This window comes from Paenarthrobacter nicotinovorans (genome assembly GCF_007670255.1).
GTDB lineage: Bacteria > Actinomycetota > Actinomycetes > Actinomycetales > Micrococcaceae > Arthrobacter > Arthrobacter nicotinovorans_B.
The window spans coordinates 82311-97132 of the sequence record NZ_SZVS01000008.1 but is presented as its reverse complement, the minus strand read 5'-3'; the positions used below and the strand labels follow the sequence as shown (position 1 = coordinate 97132).

Sequence of the window (14822 nt, the reverse complement as noted above, 5' to 3'; positions counted from 1 at the left end):
CATGGGAGGATGGAGGGCATGGCCGCCGACCGCCCACACCGACCCGCAACGCAAAGTGATGTAGCCCGCGAAGTGGGTGTCTCCAGAACGCTGGTGTCATTCGCCTTCCGGGGAGCACCAGGAGTCAGCGGCGAAACCAAGGAAGCCATCTTCGACGCCGCCAAGCGTCTGGGATACCGACCCAACGCGGCCGCCGCCGACCTGGCACGCAAGCACCGTTCCGCCGTCGGGCTTTACTTGATGGATATCCGCAACGAGGTCTACGCCGACATCCTCAGCGGCGTGCGCATGGCCCTTCCGCAGGAAGGGAACCGGCTCATCCTGAGCGTATCCCGGTCCGTGGACGGCGTTGACCGGGGCGCGCTGGAGTCCCTCATAGAGGCCCGGGCGGGGATCATCATCGCTGCGACGCTGCTGGATCCGGACGAGCAAGTGCAGGAGTTGGCGCAGATCGTGCCGCTGGTCAGCGTCACCCGGCCGGTACCGGGCGTTGACAGCGTGTACTCGGACGATGTCGTGGGTGCGCGGGCGGCCACGGAGCACCTCCTCGGCCTCGGGCACCGGCGCATCGCCCACATTGCCGGACCCGATTATGACGGACACACCGTCCGGCGTCGCAGTTACCAAAAGACCATGCACGACGCCGGGCTGAAGCCCCTGACGCTTGCGGCCGAAGACTTCACCCAGGAAGCCGGGCAGCGGGCCGCCACCGCCCTTCTGGCACAAGCGGACCGACCTACGGCGATCTTCACCCACAACGACCAACTGGCCCTGGGCGCCCGCGAGGCCGCCCACGCCCTGGGACTGTCCATCCCGGAGGACCTGTCGCTGGTGGGCTATGACAATTCGAGGATCGCCAAGCTGCACGGCATCGGCCTCACCACGGTCAACCTCCACGCGGTCACCCTGGGCCAGGCCGCGGGCATGATTGCTCTTGAACGGCTCAAGAATCCGGATGCTCCTGTCGCGGACCGGAAACTGACGCCGGAACTGGTCATCCGCAGTTCGACGGCACCACCGGCGGCCTAGACATGGTGGAGGCATGTCGTCGCTACGCCCCAGATGGTCAGTTCCGATAACGCCGCTACCTTGATGTCCGGAAAGGCGGGGTTGTCCGCCTGCAGCACCACGCCCGTCGGGGTGATACGCAACCTTTTGATGGTCAGCTCACCGTCCAAAACAGCGACGACGACGGACCCGTCCTTGGGTTCCAACGCCCGGTTGACGATCAACTCGTCGCCGTCGCTGATCCCGGCAGCTTCCATGGACTGGCCGGTGACCCGCACGACGAAAGTGCTGGTGACGTCCTTGATCAGGTGCTCATTGAGGTCAATCCTGCCATCGAAGTAATCCTGCGCCGGCGAGGGATACCCCGCCGCCACAGCCACGGGAGCCAGCAGCACCGACATCAAGGAAAAGCCCGCATCTATCACGCGGGGGCCGACTATCACGCCCACAACACACCTTTATTCGAATATATGTTCGATACTCGAGTGTACAGCGATCGGCGGACATTCCGCGCGGTTCCCGGCGAGTTCGCGGGAACGGTGCGAGCTCGCAGGGAAGCTTCCGGCGAATTGGCAGCTTTCCCGCGAACTCGGCGTTCCCCCAGCGCCGGCTGGCAGCCCCTAGCCCACCTTGTACCGCAGGTGCGAGACCAGGCTGGTTCCCCGGACCTCCAGGGGCTCCAGCTTCAACTCCCCCACCCCATCCAGCAAGCGCTCGCCGCCGCCCAGGACCACCGGCGCGACGTGGAGGCGCAGCTCATCGATCAGTCCGGCTGACAGGAACTGCCTGGCTGTCGAAGCACCTCCGGCTATGGCAACGTTCTTCCCACCCGCAGCGTCCTTGGCGCGTGCGAGCACCGACTCGATGTCGTCATTGACGAAGTGGAACGTGGTGCCGCCGTCCATCACCAGGGGCTCATGCTCGTGGGAGGTCAGCACGAAAACCGGGGCATGGTAAGGCGGTTCTTCACCCCACCAGCCGCGCCATTCCTTCTCCCAGAGCCCTTCCCCCGGCCCGGCGAACATGTTTCGGCCCATGATGTACGCACCGGCTTCGAGAATCCCGGCCACCTCGGCCGCGTTGATGTCGCGTTCTTTGAACTGCCACCGGTGCAGCTTTTCTCCGCCTTCACCGAGCGGTTGCTCCCGGCTCTGGTGCGGACCGGCAACGTAGCCGTCAAGGGACACAGTGAGATCACACGTAACGAGGGTCATGGGCCCATCCTGCCATTGGGCCAGGCAGCACGACCAGACCCGGCACACCCTATGCGGCGGACCCGGCTGGTTCTACCCTGAAGCTGTCGGCACGCACGAAAAAGAAGGCGGTCATGGCACGGAATCCTGAACCTGCGCTGGAGCAGCTCAACGTCCTTGTTGGCGTCTGGGAGACCACCATTCCCACGGCACAAACATACGGCCGGACCAGCTTCGAGTGGCTGGAAGGTGGCGGTTTCCTGATCCAGCGCTCCACAGTCCAACGGCCGGAGTATCCCAACGCCGTCAGCATCATCGGCACCACCGGCTCTGACGGGGCCTTCCAGCAGCACTACTTCGACTCCCGCGGCGTCGCCCGGATCTACGACATGACACTGAAGGACGACGTGTGGACGCTCTTCAGGGACGGACCCGACTGGCCGCAACGGTTCGTAGGCCGGTTCAGCGAAGACCGGAACACGATCACCGCCCGTCTGGAGCGCGGAACGTACCCGGGCGGACCGCTGGAGCACGACTTCGACATGGTCTACGCGCGGATCCTTTGACAGCCGGGCAATAACAGCATTAGTCCACCTCATTTACAGATCCACTGCCCGGTGGGAACATAAGGCCCATAGTCCGCGGAGGCAACGCCCGGCCACGCCGGCGCCCTCTGCCGCTGCCATGTAGTCAGCTCTCCTCTGAGAGGAACGGCCATGGGTCGTCTGGGGACCGGGAACAGTGGGGATGCGGGTCCTGAATCCGCTGATGATCCACGACGCCACAGCCCGCACAGCATCGAGAAGGTGGATGCGGTGGTTGTGGGATCGGGTTTTGGCGGCTCGGTAGCGGCCTTGCGGCTCGCCGAAGCCGGCCAGTCCGTGGTGTTGATGGAACGCGGTAAACCGTACCCGCCCGGGAGTTTTGCCCGAACGCCGTCGGAGATGGGCAAGAACTTCTGGGACCCGGACCGCGGCTTGTACGGCCTGTTCGATGCGTGGACCTTCCGCGGGACCGAGGGGCTGGTCTCAAGCGGACTCGGAGGGGGTTCGCTCATCTACGCCAACGTGCTCCTGCGCAAGGACGAGAAGTGGTTCGTCAACGAGTCCCCGGTCCCGGGAGGCGGTTACGAGAATTGGCCGTTTACCAGGGCCGACCTCGATCCCTTCTACGACGCCGCTGAAGCGATGCTGCAGCCCGTCCCCTACCCGTACCAGGACACAGCCAAGACCATGGCCATGGAGAAGACAGCGGCAAACCTGGGCCTTTCCATCACCCGCCCTCCCATCGCCGTCACCTTCTCCAGCGGCCCGGGCGCAGCACCCCGCACCAACCAAGCACTGCCTCTCCCCCACTACAGCAGCATCCACGGCCCCAGCACTGTGCGGACTACTTGCACCCTGAGCGGTGAATGCGACATCGGCTGCAACGCCGGCGCCAAGAACACCCTTGACCACAACTACCTGTCAGCGGCGGCCTTCAAGGGCGCTGACATCCGCACCTTCCACGATGTCCGGGGCATCCGCCCTCTGGCTCCCGGCACGGAAGGCGGTGGCTACGAGGTCCGCTACGTCATCCACCACCCCGATAACCAGGGCGGGCTGCTCACCGAGCGCATCATCCACTGTCGCCGGCTCATCCTGGGTGCGGGGACGTTCGGGACCAATTTCCTCCTGCTCCGCAACCATGGCTCCCTCCCGGCCCTCAGCGACGCCCTCGGTACCCGGTTCAGCGGCAACGGCGACCTCCTGACGTTCATCATGGACGCCAAGACACCCGCTTCCAACGGCTCCCGCCCCGGCGTCCGCACCCTCACCGGCAGCAAGGGACCGGTCATCACCACCGCAGTCAGGGTCCCGGATTCGAACGACGACGACGGCGACGGCCGCGGCTACTACGTGGAGGACGCCGGGTATCCGGCCTTCATGAACTGGCTGATCGAAACGGCCCGGCTGAAGACCGCCGTCAAGCGCACAGCCAAAGTGGCGGGCCAGCTCTTCAAAGACAGGCTGTTCGACGCCGGCCGGTCCAACGTCTCGGCGGACCTCGCCGCTGCGTTGGGTGACGGGCGGTTATCGGCCAGTTCGGTGCCCTTGCTGGGTATGGGCCGGGACATACCCGACGGCGTCATGACACTCCGCGACGGCAGGCTCGCCATCGCCTGGACCATGGCAACATCCACCGAGTACTTCGGCCGGGTCCGGCAGACAATGTCGGAGATCGCGAAGGACCTGGACGGCGACTTCATCGACAATCCGCTCTGGTGGGCAAAACGCGTGATCACCGTCCATCCGATCGGTGGGGCACCTGCCGGAAGGCACCCCGCCGAGGCCGTGTGTGATTCGTACGGGGAAGTCTTTGGCTACCCCGGTTTGTTCGTGGTCGATGGTGCTGCGATGCCTGGACCGGTTGGCGCCAACCCGTCACTGACCATCGCCGCTTTCGCCGAACGGGCCAGCGCCCACATCGTCGAAGCGGGCACCAAGGCCCGACACCGCGGCATCAGCCCCGGCGACGCGGCCGCGGCCCAGGACACAATCGAGCGGGAGGCGGCTGGCGCCGTCGTCGACGTCGGCAGTATGGCACCGCGGTCCTTGGCGCCTGATGCCACCAAAGGCAAGGCGGCGCGGCCCGAACAGCCTGCGAGCGCCCCTGCCCGGGCACAGGCGCAGTCGCCGGGTACGCGTGGCCTGCAAATGCCAGGCAGGGCGGCAAAGGAAGCTACCTCGGTCCGCTTCACCGAGCAGATGCACGGTTGGTTCAGCCCGGGCGTCACCGATCCGGAGAAGGGCAGGAGCCTGGGCAGGGACAGGTCCCGGAAGATCATGTTCGAACTGACCATTACCGCGGAGGACATTGACGCGTTCGCCGCTGATCCCCGGCACCCGGCCAAGGCGGAGGGCTACGTACTGGCGGACTACTTCGGGGGCCGGCAGCCCGTGGAACGTGGCTGGTTCAACCTGTTCGTGGAAGATAGTTCCGACGACGGCAGGCCGGCCAGGCGCATGCTGTACCGGTTGTGGTTGCGGGACCCGGGCGGAACGCCCTTCACTTTCGCCGGACACAAGCTCATCCACAATGAGGCGGGCCTGGACCTCTGGCCCGATACCACTACGCTGTACGCAACGATTCTGCAGGGCCACGTCCCACCGGACATCGAGGTGGGAGGCACCCGGGAAGGCGTCGTCGGCGCGGGGATCATGTTCATCCGCCCACTGGACTTCGCCAAGCAGCTGACCACCTTCCGGGCAGCGGGGCCTGCTCCCGCTGCGGGCCTGCTGACGTTCGGGACGTTGTTTGGCGGCGAGCTGTGGCGGGTCTATGGTCGGGTACCCAGGCGCGTGCCGTTCCCCCTTAAGCCGAAGCGATGAAGAGCCGGGAGCTCGCCCAGCTCCGCGCGGTCCTGGGTTTCACGCCCCGAACGGCGGTACGGTGGCTCGCGCCGAAGTCGTTGGCGCGCACTGCGCTGAAAGTCATGGCCGCCACAGTGTTCGCCGATTTCGGTGACAAACGCGAGTTGGAGGGCAGTTTCCCCGCCGATCAGCTGAGCCTGGACAATCTGCCCGCTCCTGGCCAACCCGCGCAGCCTGCGGTCATCGCGCGCGGCCTGCCGGCCCCCGCTGATCTTGAAAGGGGCGCGGAAAGACCATCCGAACTGTGGCTCGATTTCACGGCCGACCTTGGGGACGGCTTCGATGCCACCTACACGGTTGCCTCCCTGCTGGCGCAGGACGTGCTCAGTGTTGGAGGTTTCGATCTTCCCAGGGGCCATATCCTGGTCCTCGGTGGCGACGAGGTGTACCCCGTGGCGTCCCCGGCCGGATATGAGGACCGGATGGTGGGGCCCTACCGGATGGCGTTGCCTGCACACGGGCCACTCACCGAAGCGCCGATCATGGTGGCCCTGCCCGGCAACCACGACTGGTATGACGGCCTGACGTCGTTCATCCGGATCTTCACGCGGAACCGGAGCATCGGCAGATGGCGGACCATCCAGACGCGCAGCTACTTCGCCCTGCGGCTCACGGGCGACGCTCCCCGGCCGGGCCATCGCGGCACCCCGGGGTGGTGGCTGCTGGGCCTGGACAGCCAACTGGGCCAGTACATCGACGAGCCGCAACTTGAGTACTTCTACCGGAACGTCACCTCCCAATTGCAGCCCGGGGACGCGATCATGCTGTGCGTCGCGGCGCCCTTCTGGGTCAAAGGGAGCGCAGGCTTCCGGCAAGCCGGCTTTTTTGAGCAGGACTACCTGCACCGCCGCTTCAACCCGGAAACACAGTTGTTTGAAGCAACAGGGGCCAGTGTCCGACTCTGGCTCACCGGCGATCTCCACCACTATTCACGCTATGAAGATGACTCTCCGGGCCTACACGCCAAGACCCAGCTCATGACATGCGGACTCGGTGGCGCGTATTTGTCGGACGCCCACTGGCTGCCGGAGGAGCTCCACCTTCCCGCCCCCGCCGGTCCGGGAGGGTCGACCAGCGCCCCACCCCCAGGCAACCAGCAGCCGCCCACCCGCCATTTCACGCGAACCCCCACCATTTATCCCGACCGAGCCGACTCACACCTCCTGGGCCCGCGACTGGCCAATCCGTTCACCCCGGCCTGGCTACCGGTGCGCAACCCGGGCTTCGGCCTCACCATGGGCGTGGTGCACGTTGTTGCCGCCCTGACCGTCTGGACCGTGTTCAGCGCCTTCAGCGGCGCTTCCTTCATGGAGAGCCTGCGTGGGCTCACGCACGGCAACACCGCGCTCCTTGTGTCCGCCGTGGTTCTCGCCATCCCGGTGCTTCTGACGGTGACCACCTTTGCAGCGCATATCCTGCATCTGACCACTGCCGGGATCATCGTCTTTGCCCGGGGAGCGCTCTGCCAGCTGTCCGCGCTCGCGGTGAGTGCCGCCGTCGTGATCCTGCTTCCCTGGCCCGGTACCTGGCCGGACTTCCTGGTGGTGCTGCTGGCACTGGCCCTGGTGTACGTGGGCGGTTGGGTGCTGGGAAGTGAGGCGTTCGCGCTGTTCATCCTGGCGACGCCCAGCGGCGAAGTGTCCACGTGGAAGATGTCCGGCCAGGCCATTGAGGACCACAAAGGCTTCCTCCGCCTCCACCTCGCCGCGGACGGCTCGCTGACCGTCTACCCCCTGGCGGTGGACACCATCTGCCGCGACTGGCGGCTGGAGAGGAACGACGACGGCGCGCGGCTGGTTCCCGAGGCCGGCTTGCCTGCCGTGCGGCTGCTTGAAAATCCCGTCACCATCGCACAGGCAGTCAGCAATGCACAGCCCGTCAGCAATACACAGGCCATCGGCAATGCACAGGAGGGAAGCCCACCATGATCATTACCCGTGCCGAGCACCGGACGGAGGTGATCCCGTTCCGTGCCCGGGACAACACTCCACTGAGCCTGGTCCACGTGACCTCACCGGCGGAAACCACCAAAGGCCCCGTGCTGCTTGTCCACGGTTCCGGGGTCCGTGCCGAGCTCTTCAGGCCACCGATCCGGACCACGCTGGTCGATGTCCTCCTGGAAGACGGCTGGGACGTGTGGATGCTCAATTGGCGGGCCTCCATCGACCTCGACCCCCTGTCCTGGACCCTTGCCGACGCCGCCGTAAATGACCATCCGGCCGCCGTCGAGCATGTCCTGAAGGCTACTGGGGCGGAAACGATGAAGGCTGTGATCCACTGCCAGGGGTCAACATCGTTCACCATGGCCGCCGTCGCCGGGCTGTTGCCGCACGTGGACACGATTGTCTCCAACGCGGTTTCGCTCCACCCGGTGGTGCCGGCCTTCTCCCGCCTGAAGATCGACTACCTGACACCTGTGGTGAAAGTCTTCACCCCGTATCTGTCGCCCGCTTGGGGCTACAAATCGCAGGGCTACTTCACCCGGGCCATCCGCGGCCTGGTCAAAGCCACCCACCACGAGTGCGAAAACACCGTCTGCAAGATGGTCAGTTTCACCTACGGCAGCGGCCGTCCCGCCCTCTGGTCGCACGAAAACCTCGACGACGCCACGCACCAGTGGCTCAGCGGCGAGTTCGCGGAGGTGCCGGTGACATTCTTCGAAGAAATGGGCCGAAGCATCAAGGCCGGGCACATGGTGGCCGCCGGAAACCACCCGGAACTCCCGGCGAACCTCGTGGCGGAAGCTCCGCAAACGGACGCCCGCTTCGCCTTCATCGCGGGCCTGGACAACCGCTGCTTCCTCCCGGAGAGCCAGCAACGCAGTTACGACTTCTTCCAAAAACACCGCCCCGGCAAAGACTCCCTCCATCTCATCCCGGGCTACGGACACCTTGATGTCTTCTTTGGCGAGCGTGCCTGGCAAGACACGTTCCCTGTCATCGTCCAGGAGCTGAACGGAACCCAACAGAGGGGCACACACCAGGAGCCAACGCCATGAAGAACCTCACCCAACTTCTCACTCCCCTGCTCAAGCTCATGCCCTCACCGGTTCCCCGACGGCAGGAACAGCTCCGTGGCCAGCATGCCTTTGCCGACGGAATCAAGTACGTCATGCCGGTCAACTCCGACGATTCCCCGGTGTTGATGGCGGCCTTCCCCATCAACAAACGCGCGGCCGCAGCGGTCCTGCCCGGCGCTGAAATGAGGCCCTTCAGCCTCGGCGGCAAGGGCCTGCTGGTCGTGACCGTGGTCAACTACAAGTCCACGGACATCGGCAAATACATCGAGTACTCCCTGGCCATCGCCATCACCCATGGCAGCAGGCCTGCCCCGCCCCTGCTGCCGTTGCTGTTCCAGAAGACCTTCAAGCTGGGACAGTTCGTGGTGGACCTGCCCGTCAGCACGGAAATCTCCGTCAAAGGCGGCAAGGGGATCTGGGGCATGCCCAAACACCAGGCCAACCTGGACTTCGTGGTCACCGACTCCACCGTGTCCGCACAGTACGACCAAGACGGCCAACTGGGCTGCTACATCGAAATTGAGCGGCCCGAGCCCCTGGGACTGCCCCTGAAACTGGCCGCATCCAACTACTGCGCTTTCCGGAACATGCTGTGGAAATCCGACATCTACTTCGAGGCCACAGGAGACATCGCCTTTGGAGCACAAGCCAAGGCGCGCCTCATCCTGGGTGACGTGCCCGGCGTCGAGCCTTTGAAAGCACTGCAGGTCGAAAACAAACCGGTCTTCACCGCCTGGCTGCCGCAAGCGCACGGCGTCCTGGATGACCACTACGAAGCATGGTTCCTCACTGCCCCCACCCAGCTGGAGGCAGTAGCGCTTCGCGGTGGCGACATGCTGGACAGTGTCACCGACCTCGGGCAAGGACAGGAGTGGTTGGCTCCCCCGGACCGAAGCCGGGTGCCAGGGGCCGTGCCGGGCCTGGAACCAGGCGGAGACGCGAGATGAACTGGCTCCTGCTGGTCAATGCCCTCTATTTCCTCTTCGGCGCCACCATGTACGTCGGCACCATGTGGGTCCTCAAGTTCTTCCTCTACCCCACCTGGCGTTCACTGGCCCGAGACAACGTGGACATGCACTTTGGCATCCCCACCCGGGCCGCCACCAAGTTCTTCACCATCGTGGTACCCATCATGTTCATCTCCGGAGGCATCCTTGTCTGGTCCGAATGGGGTACGGTCCGGGTCATTTTCGCCATCATCTGCCTGGTGGGGATCATTACGCTGACCGTCGTGGGGCAAGGCCTCATCATCCCCATCAACGTGCGGATCCGGGGCGGCGACTTCGCCGACGACGCCGAACTCCGGTGGCTGCTTCAACGGTGGATGCTGCTCAACGACATCCGCTTCTATGTCTCCACCCTGACCTGGGCGTCGATGGTGTGGCTCCTCGTTGACCGCGGCCGCCTCCTGGAGTCCTTCGCATGAATGATCCCCTTCGCGCGGTCCTCACGGTCATCGCCGGCATCACCGTCCTCAGCGGCGCGGTCCAAGTGCCCTTCGGAGGGCCCATCCTCCGCCTGCTGGGCGCAGAGGACACCGCCACCAGCCGCCAACTCTTCGGCACAGTGGGCATGTTCATGGTGATCGTCGGCGGACTGCTCCTCCACAGCTTGCTCAGCGGTGCTCCCTCCCCTCTGGTGGTTCTCTGGTCCACGCTCCAGAAAGCCGGGGCCTTCGGGGCGGTAGGCATCGGGGTGCTGAACGGAGTCTTCGCCCCGATTGCGCTGGGGGTCGCCTTCTTCGACCTCGCGACAGCGGTCCTCCTGTTCATCTACTGGCGCAGGATCCGTATCCCGGCAACTGCCCCGGGGCTGGCCGGACGATGAAACGCTCCTTGGTCCTCGCCGGTGGCGGCATGCGGGTGGCGTGGCAGGCAGGGGTGGTCAAGGCGCTCGCCGAGGAAGGTCTGGACTTCCAGCACATCGACGGCACCTCCGGCGGCATCCTGACAGCCGGGATGATGCTCTCCGGGGTTTCCGCGGACGACATGTGCCGACGCTGGTCCGCCGTGGACGTCAAGGACTTCAGCTCGGCCCTGCCCTTCGGCGACTACGTCAAGGGGCCCTGGGCGCTGCCCGCTCTGGGCGACGCCGACGGCATCCTGGACAAGATTTTCCCCGCCCTGGGCATCAGCGCAGGAACCATCCGTGACCGCGCCGCTGGGCCGGACGCCGTCGAAGGTTCCTTCAACGTGGTGGAGTTCACCTCGAAACAGTGCCACGCGATTGACGCTGCCGCCATTGACGCCGAACTGATGGCGGCGGGAATGTCCTTGCCCATTTTCCTCAAGCCGCTCCGCCGGGACGGCAAGATCTGGACCGACGCCGTATGGATCCGGGACGCGAACGTGGGAGAGGCTTTGCGTCGGGGTGCAGGGGAAGTCTGGCTGATCTGGTGCGTCGGCAATTCCCCGTACTGGGGCGACGGGCCGCTGGAGCAATACGTACACATGATCGAGATGAGTGCCATGGGTGCCCTTCTGGCCGACTTTGACGCTGCGGCCGCCGCGGGCCGTGAGTTCGTGCTGCATGTGATCCGGCCCGAGCATCCCTTGCCGCTGGATCCCGAGTTCTACCTGGGACGGATCGACGCCGACACACTGATCGGCATGGGGTACCGCGATGCCCGGGCGTACCTCGACGCGATGGACCCGGACGGTCTCGCAAAGGATGCCCGCTGCACCGCGATGACCGAACCCGCGCCGGGTGTCCGTTTCAACGACGTCTTGCATGGCGAACTCGACGGTCAACCGCTGAAGTTCCGGGCCGCCGTCGTCGTCCCCTCGGAACCCGGGGGCGCACCACCGCAGCTGAGCGGCTACCTTGACCACCCACAATCCGGCCGTGCTTTCCTGGCCGATGGCCGGGTTGAAGTGAACGGCGAGGACCTCACCTACCGCGCCCGGGTGCGGCTGGACGGCAGCTGGCAGGAGGTAGCCCTCACCCGCAGCCTGCATGACGACCCGGGTCCCGATGCGTGGACGGACATCCGGACTGCCCGGCTGGAGATGGGCGGGCACGTGGTGGAACTCACCATGGGCCTGGGCGATGTGGCGGGCCTTCTGGCATCCGTGGAACCCGTCGGCGCCCACGGTGTGAGGGCGCGCGCACAGGTGGTCGCCCGCTTCACCACCAACGGATTCCGCGAGCTTTTGCGGCGGTACTGACGGCGCATGCACAAGGATGTGACGCACGTTATTACCGGCCGGTAAACAGCACGCTACGAACACGCCAATGATGGCAACAGCGGCGAAACACCCGCGAAAAACCGGCCCCCTACGCTGATGATCAACAGCACCAAACAGGTCATCAGCGAAAGGGCCCACCATGTCCTCCACTTCCCTTCACATCGTCATCGCCGGCGCCGGCCCCGCAGCCCAGGCACTGGTGCGGCGGCTGGCGGGCAGGACCGACAACCGTCAACAATCCTTCGCCGGTACCATCACCGTGCTCAGCAACCGCGACGATTGCCCCGATGCCCTCCTGGAACTGGCGGAACTGCCCCAGGTCTCCGTGCGCTTCGGCCAGGCCGCAAGTTTCATTGACGCAGAGGCCAAAGTGGTCACCACTGTGGATGGCATGGACTTCAGCTACGACCAACTGGTCATCGCCACGGGATCGGCCCCCGCGCTGCCTCCCGTCGAAGGCGCCGACGCGGTGTTGAGCTACTCCACCATCGACGACGCCGCCTCCATCGGTGAGGCAGTCAAGGATGTCACCCGCTCAGTCGGCCGCCGTCCCCTGGGGATCCTCGTCGGCAATGGTCCAGCAGCGGGCCAGGCCGAAGCCGTGCTCCGGGCCCGCGGCGTCCGTCCAGTCCGGACCACCCTGCGCCCCACAGCCGTGGTCGCCGCCGATCCGGCAGGATCCGGGCAGGCGCAGGCCGCAGCCGGCATTGTCTTCGAGGACGGCAGCAGCATGAAGGGTGACCTCGTCGTCCTGGCCGAGGAACGCACCGCACGCAATGACCTCGCCGAAAGCGCCGGACTCCAGATAGCGTTCGACGGCGGAATCGCCGTAGGGCGCGACCTCGCCACCTCGGTCCCCGGCATCTGGGCGATCGGTGATGCCGCGTCCTGTGACGGCCTGCGCTTGGGCCTGCTGCTGTCCGCTGAGTCCTCGGCAATGCTGTGTGCATCGGGCATGCTCCTCGGTTTGGCGGGAAGCGCGATCCCCACCGCCATGGCTGCCTAAGCTGCCCAATCGACGTCTGCCCGGGCCTGCCTGAGCACCCCGGGCAGGCCCGGGCAGACCCGCGCCGGTGTGGCAAGATGGTCCTTTGACGGGCAGTGACAACCCTGCGGCCACCGGGCCGGCCACGCCCTGCACGGAAGGATTCCATTGAGCAACGAAGCCGTCGCCCCTGCAAATATCGCCTCCTACATCGACCACACACTCTTGAAGCCGGAGGCCAGCGAGGCCGACATCCTCAAAGTATGCGCAGAGGCCGTCGAGTACCGGTTCAAGTCCGTTTGCGTGAACCCTGTGTGGGTCAAAACCGTCGCCAAAGCCCTCCGGGGCTCGGGAGTGCTGACGTGTTCGGTGATCGGCTTCCCGCTGGGTGCAACGCCGACCGACGTCAAGAGCTTCGAGGCCCGCGGCGCCGTGCTCGATGGCGCCAACGAGATCGACATGGTGATCAATATGGCCTCGGCCCGTGCCAATGACAAGGGCGCTTTGGTTGATGACATCCGCGCCGTGGCAGAAACCGTGCACGCCGGCGAAGCCATCCTGAAAGTCATCATTGAGACCTCCATGCTCACGGACGAACAAAAAGTCATCGCCTGCGAAGCAGCCGTTGAGGCCGGCGCAGACTTCGTCAAGACCTCCACCGGATTCAACGGTGGCGGCGCCACGGTGGAAGATGTTGCCTTGATGCGCAACACGGTAGGTCCGGAGCTCGGCGTCAAAGCCTCCGGCGGCGTGCGGTCCCTGGCCGACGCACAGGCTATGATTGCTGCTGGTGCAACACGTATCGGAGCGAGTTCCGGAATTGCCATCGTCAAAGGTGAACAGGGTTCATCTGCCTACTGAGGCTTCCGCAACTGCCAGAGATTTTTGAGCCCCGCGGGGCCGAGGAGGAATGAATGTCCAAGAACACCACAAGTGCCCCCATTGAAAAAGAAAACAGTCTCGGCACGAGCATTGTCTTGTTCCTGGTCATCATCGTGCTCTTCCTGGGTGCCATCTACTCGCTCTCCTTCTTGAGCCTGGACAACCCGTGGCCGATGGCCGTGTGCCTGGGTCTCTTCGCCCTGGCCTTCTGGATCCCCCAGACCATCCTCGGCCGCTCGGACTCCGCCGGCGAGAACTAGAAGCCTTAAAGCAACGCGGGGTCACTTACGGCCCATCATCCCCTTCGGGATGGGCCGTAAGTGACCCCGCGTTGCTCTTTTAAAGCGCCAGGGCCGCCAGGAAGGCCGGCCAGTGCAGTTGGGCCAGCGTCCAGGCCGCGGCCCCCATACCGACCATCGCGTAGCCGCTGACGGGAATCAGCACCAGCCATTCGCGTCGGGATCCGGCGCGGCCCAGCAGCGGCAGGGAAAAGGCACCGTTCGCCCGCCAGATTCCACTCACCAGCGATTTCCGCAGGAACTTCGGCGGCTTGATGACGATCGGCCACAACAAGGGCACGCCACCCACAGTGATCATGTCCCCCACGATGTGAACCACCACGCCCGTGAGCATGGACAACGGGAGCCAACCCCACTGGTCAGGAGCAAACCAGGTCACCAAACCTGCCATGACCAGGGCAAAGAGCCAGTTGGTGATCCACCCGGACTTCGGGAACAGATTCAACGCCTTGGCTGCCAGGTTGATCATGAACATGCACAGCAGGCCCGCGCCGATGGAAAGTTTGCCCACCGGGGTCATCATCTGGAACTGCGCGGCCATCGCGGCGAGGACCACGAACGCTGAGGCCCCCAGCAGCGAGTGCGTACCCTGCCGGTGCCCGCCGCTGGCCTTCTCGATCCCCACCGCGATCACATTGGACAGCGGCGGCAACGAGTTCGCAATGGTGCTGTGCCGGTGGTCCCAGTCGCACACGAGCGCAGTTCCCGCCGTCGCCATGGCGCCAATCAGGATTCCGGTGGAATCCAGGGGGTACCAGCCCAAGGCGTAGGGACCGGTTGAGGCAATGGCTATCCACGCCGCGGCTCCCGACGCGGCGTGGTGTCCTCCCATCAT

At 65.2% G+C, this 14822-nt stretch carries 15 protein-coding genes; 12 read left to right on the top strand and 3 right to left on the bottom strand.

The genetic code is table 11. The features are described from left to right. Nucleotides 1–18: 18 nt before the first annotated feature. Nucleotides 19–1029, top strand: coding sequence for a LacI family DNA-binding transcriptional regulator (locus FDP28_RS13585; RefSeq protein WP_144661968.1), 1011 nt, complete (start codon nucleotides 19–21; stop codon nucleotides 1027–1029). Here FDP28_RS13585 and FDP28_RS13580 read toward each other — a convergent pair. Both FDP28_RS13580 and FDP28_RS13575 read right to left on the bottom strand, forming a co-directional pair. Beyond that, nucleotides 1026–1457, bottom strand: a complete 432-nt coding sequence (locus tag FDP28_RS13580; protein ID WP_144661967.1) for a LexA family protein — start codon at nucleotides 1455–1457, stop codon at nucleotides 1026–1028. The two genes, FDP28_RS13585 and FDP28_RS13580, sit on opposite strands and share 4 nt — an antisense overlap. 171 nt (nucleotides 1458–1628) lie before the next feature. Further along, entirely contained in the window at nucleotides 1629–2222 is a 594-nt protein-coding gene (locus FDP28_RS13575; protein WP_144661966.1) for a dihydrofolate reductase family protein, read from the bottom strand. 113 nt (nucleotides 2223–2335) lie between these two features. On the opposite strand from FDP28_RS13575, the gene FDP28_RS13570 reads away from it, so the two are divergent. The 11 genes from FDP28_RS13570 (at nucleotide 2336) to FDP28_RS13520 (ending at nucleotide 13948) form a co-directional block, all read left to right on the top strand. Next, nucleotides 2336–2767 (top strand): hypothetical protein, encoded by a 432-nt coding sequence (locus tag FDP28_RS13570; protein ID WP_144661965.1) that lies wholly within the window; start codon nucleotides 2336–2338, stop codon nucleotides 2765–2767. A gap of 150 nt (nucleotides 2768–2917) precedes the next feature. Beyond that, the gene (locus FDP28_RS13565; protein ID WP_186313633.1) at nucleotides 2918–5572 is read left to right on the top strand and encodes a GMC oxidoreductase; all 2655 of its coding nucleotides are present in this window, start codon (nucleotides 2918–2920) and stop codon (nucleotides 5570–5572) included. Then, complete coding sequence (locus FDP28_RS13560) at nucleotides 5569–7542, top strand: hypothetical protein (RefSeq protein WP_260842470.1); 1974 nt, start codon at nucleotides 5569–5571, stop codon at nucleotides 7540–7542. The genes FDP28_RS13565 and FDP28_RS13560 overlap by 4 nt, the downstream gene beginning before the upstream one ends. Continuing rightward, entirely contained in the window at nucleotides 7539–8612 is a 1074-nt protein-coding gene (locus tag FDP28_RS13555; RefSeq protein WP_144661964.1) for an alpha/beta hydrolase, read from the top strand. The genes FDP28_RS13560 and FDP28_RS13555 overlap by 4 nt, the downstream gene beginning before the upstream one ends. Then, nucleotides 8609–9580 carry an acetoacetate decarboxylase family protein gene (locus FDP28_RS13550; protein ID WP_144661963.1) on the top strand — a complete coding sequence of 324 codons (972 nt, stop codon included), beginning with the start codon at nucleotides 8609–8611 and terminating at the stop codon, nucleotides 9578–9580. Before FDP28_RS13555 ends, FDP28_RS13550 begins: the two co-directional genes overlap by 4 nt. After that, nucleotides 9577–10059 carry a hypothetical protein gene (locus tag FDP28_RS13545; protein ID WP_144661962.1) on the top strand — a complete coding sequence of 161 codons (483 nt, stop codon included), beginning with the start codon at nucleotides 9577–9579 and terminating at the stop codon, nucleotides 10057–10059. Before FDP28_RS13550 ends, FDP28_RS13545 begins: the two co-directional genes overlap by 4 nt. After that, nucleotides 10056–10460 (top strand): hypothetical protein, encoded by a 405-nt coding sequence (locus FDP28_RS13540; RefSeq protein ID WP_144661961.1) that lies wholly within the window; start codon nucleotides 10056–10058, stop codon nucleotides 10458–10460. The genes FDP28_RS13545 and FDP28_RS13540 overlap by 4 nt, the downstream gene beginning before the upstream one ends. Beyond that, entirely contained in the window at nucleotides 10457–11800 is a 1344-nt protein-coding gene (locus FDP28_RS13535) for a patatin-like phospholipase family protein (protein ID WP_144661960.1), read from the top strand. Before FDP28_RS13540 ends, FDP28_RS13535 begins: the two co-directional genes overlap by 4 nt. A 160-nt stretch (nucleotides 11801–11960) precedes the next feature. Then, entirely contained in the window at nucleotides 11961–12827 is an 867-nt protein-coding gene (locus FDP28_RS13530) for an FAD-dependent oxidoreductase (RefSeq protein ID WP_144661959.1), read from the top strand. Nucleotides 12828–12974: 147 nt separating this feature from the next. Continuing rightward, nucleotides 12975–13667, top strand: coding sequence for a deoxyribose-phosphate aldolase (gene deoC, locus FDP28_RS13525; protein WP_144661958.1), 693 nt, complete (start codon nucleotides 12975–12977; stop codon nucleotides 13665–13667). A 53-nt stretch (nucleotides 13668–13720) separates the two neighbouring features. Beyond that, nucleotides 13721–13948, top strand: a complete 228-nt coding sequence (locus FDP28_RS13520; RefSeq protein ID WP_144661957.1) for a hypothetical protein — start codon at nucleotides 13721–13723, stop codon at nucleotides 13946–13948. 79 nt (nucleotides 13949–14027) lie between these two features. On the opposite strand, the gene FDP28_RS13515 is transcribed toward FDP28_RS13520, so the two are convergent. After that, nucleotides 14028–14822, bottom strand: a complete 795-nt coding sequence (locus FDP28_RS13515; protein WP_144661956.1) for a metal-dependent hydrolase — start codon at nucleotides 14820–14822, stop codon at nucleotides 14028–14030.

Bases quoted from the DNA above. Each gene is read 5' to 3' on its own strand.
- FDP28_RS13585 (WP_144661968.1), top strand. From the start codon at position 19: ATGGCCGCCGACCGCCCACACCGACCCGCAACGCAAAGTGATGTAGCC.
- FDP28_RS13575 (WP_144661966.1), bottom strand. From the start codon at position 2,222: ATGACCCTCGTTACGTGTGATCTCACTGTGTCCCTTGACGGCTACGTT.
- FDP28_RS13570 (WP_144661965.1), top strand. From the start codon at position 2,336: ATGGCACGGAATCCTGAACCTGCGCTGGAGCAGCTCAACGTCCTTGTT.
- FDP28_RS13565 (WP_186313633.1), top strand. From the start codon at position 2,918: ATGGGTCGTCTGGGGACCGGGAACAGTGGGGATGCGGGTCCTGAATCC.
- FDP28_RS13560 (WP_260842470.1), top strand. From the start codon at position 5,569: ATGAAGAGCCGGGAGCTCGCCCAGCTCCGCGCGGTCCTGGGTTTCACG.
- FDP28_RS13555 (WP_144661964.1), top strand. From the start codon at position 7,539: ATGATCATTACCCGTGCCGAGCACCGGACGGAGGTGATCCCGTTCCGT.
- FDP28_RS13550 (WP_144661963.1), top strand. From the start codon at position 8,609: ATGAAGAACCTCACCCAACTTCTCACTCCCCTGCTCAAGCTCATGCCC.
- FDP28_RS13545 (WP_144661962.1), top strand. From the start codon at position 9,577: ATGAACTGGCTCCTGCTGGTCAATGCCCTCTATTTCCTCTTCGGCGCC.
- FDP28_RS13540 (WP_144661961.1), top strand. From the start codon at position 10,056: ATGAATGATCCCCTTCGCGCGGTCCTCACGGTCATCGCCGGCATCACC.
- FDP28_RS13535 (WP_144661960.1), top strand. From the start codon at position 10,457: ATGAAACGCTCCTTGGTCCTCGCCGGTGGCGGCATGCGGGTGGCGTGG.
- FDP28_RS13530 (WP_144661959.1), top strand. From the start codon at position 11,961: ATGTCCTCCACTTCCCTTCACATCGTCATCGCCGGCGCCGGCCCCGCA.
- FDP28_RS13520 (WP_144661957.1), top strand. From the start codon at position 13,721: ATGTCCAAGAACACCACAAGTGCCCCCATTGAAAAAGAAAACAGTCTC.
- FDP28_RS13515 (WP_144661956.1), bottom strand. From the start codon at position 14,822: ATGATGGGAGGACACCACGCCGCGTCGGGAGCCGCGGCGTGGATAGCC.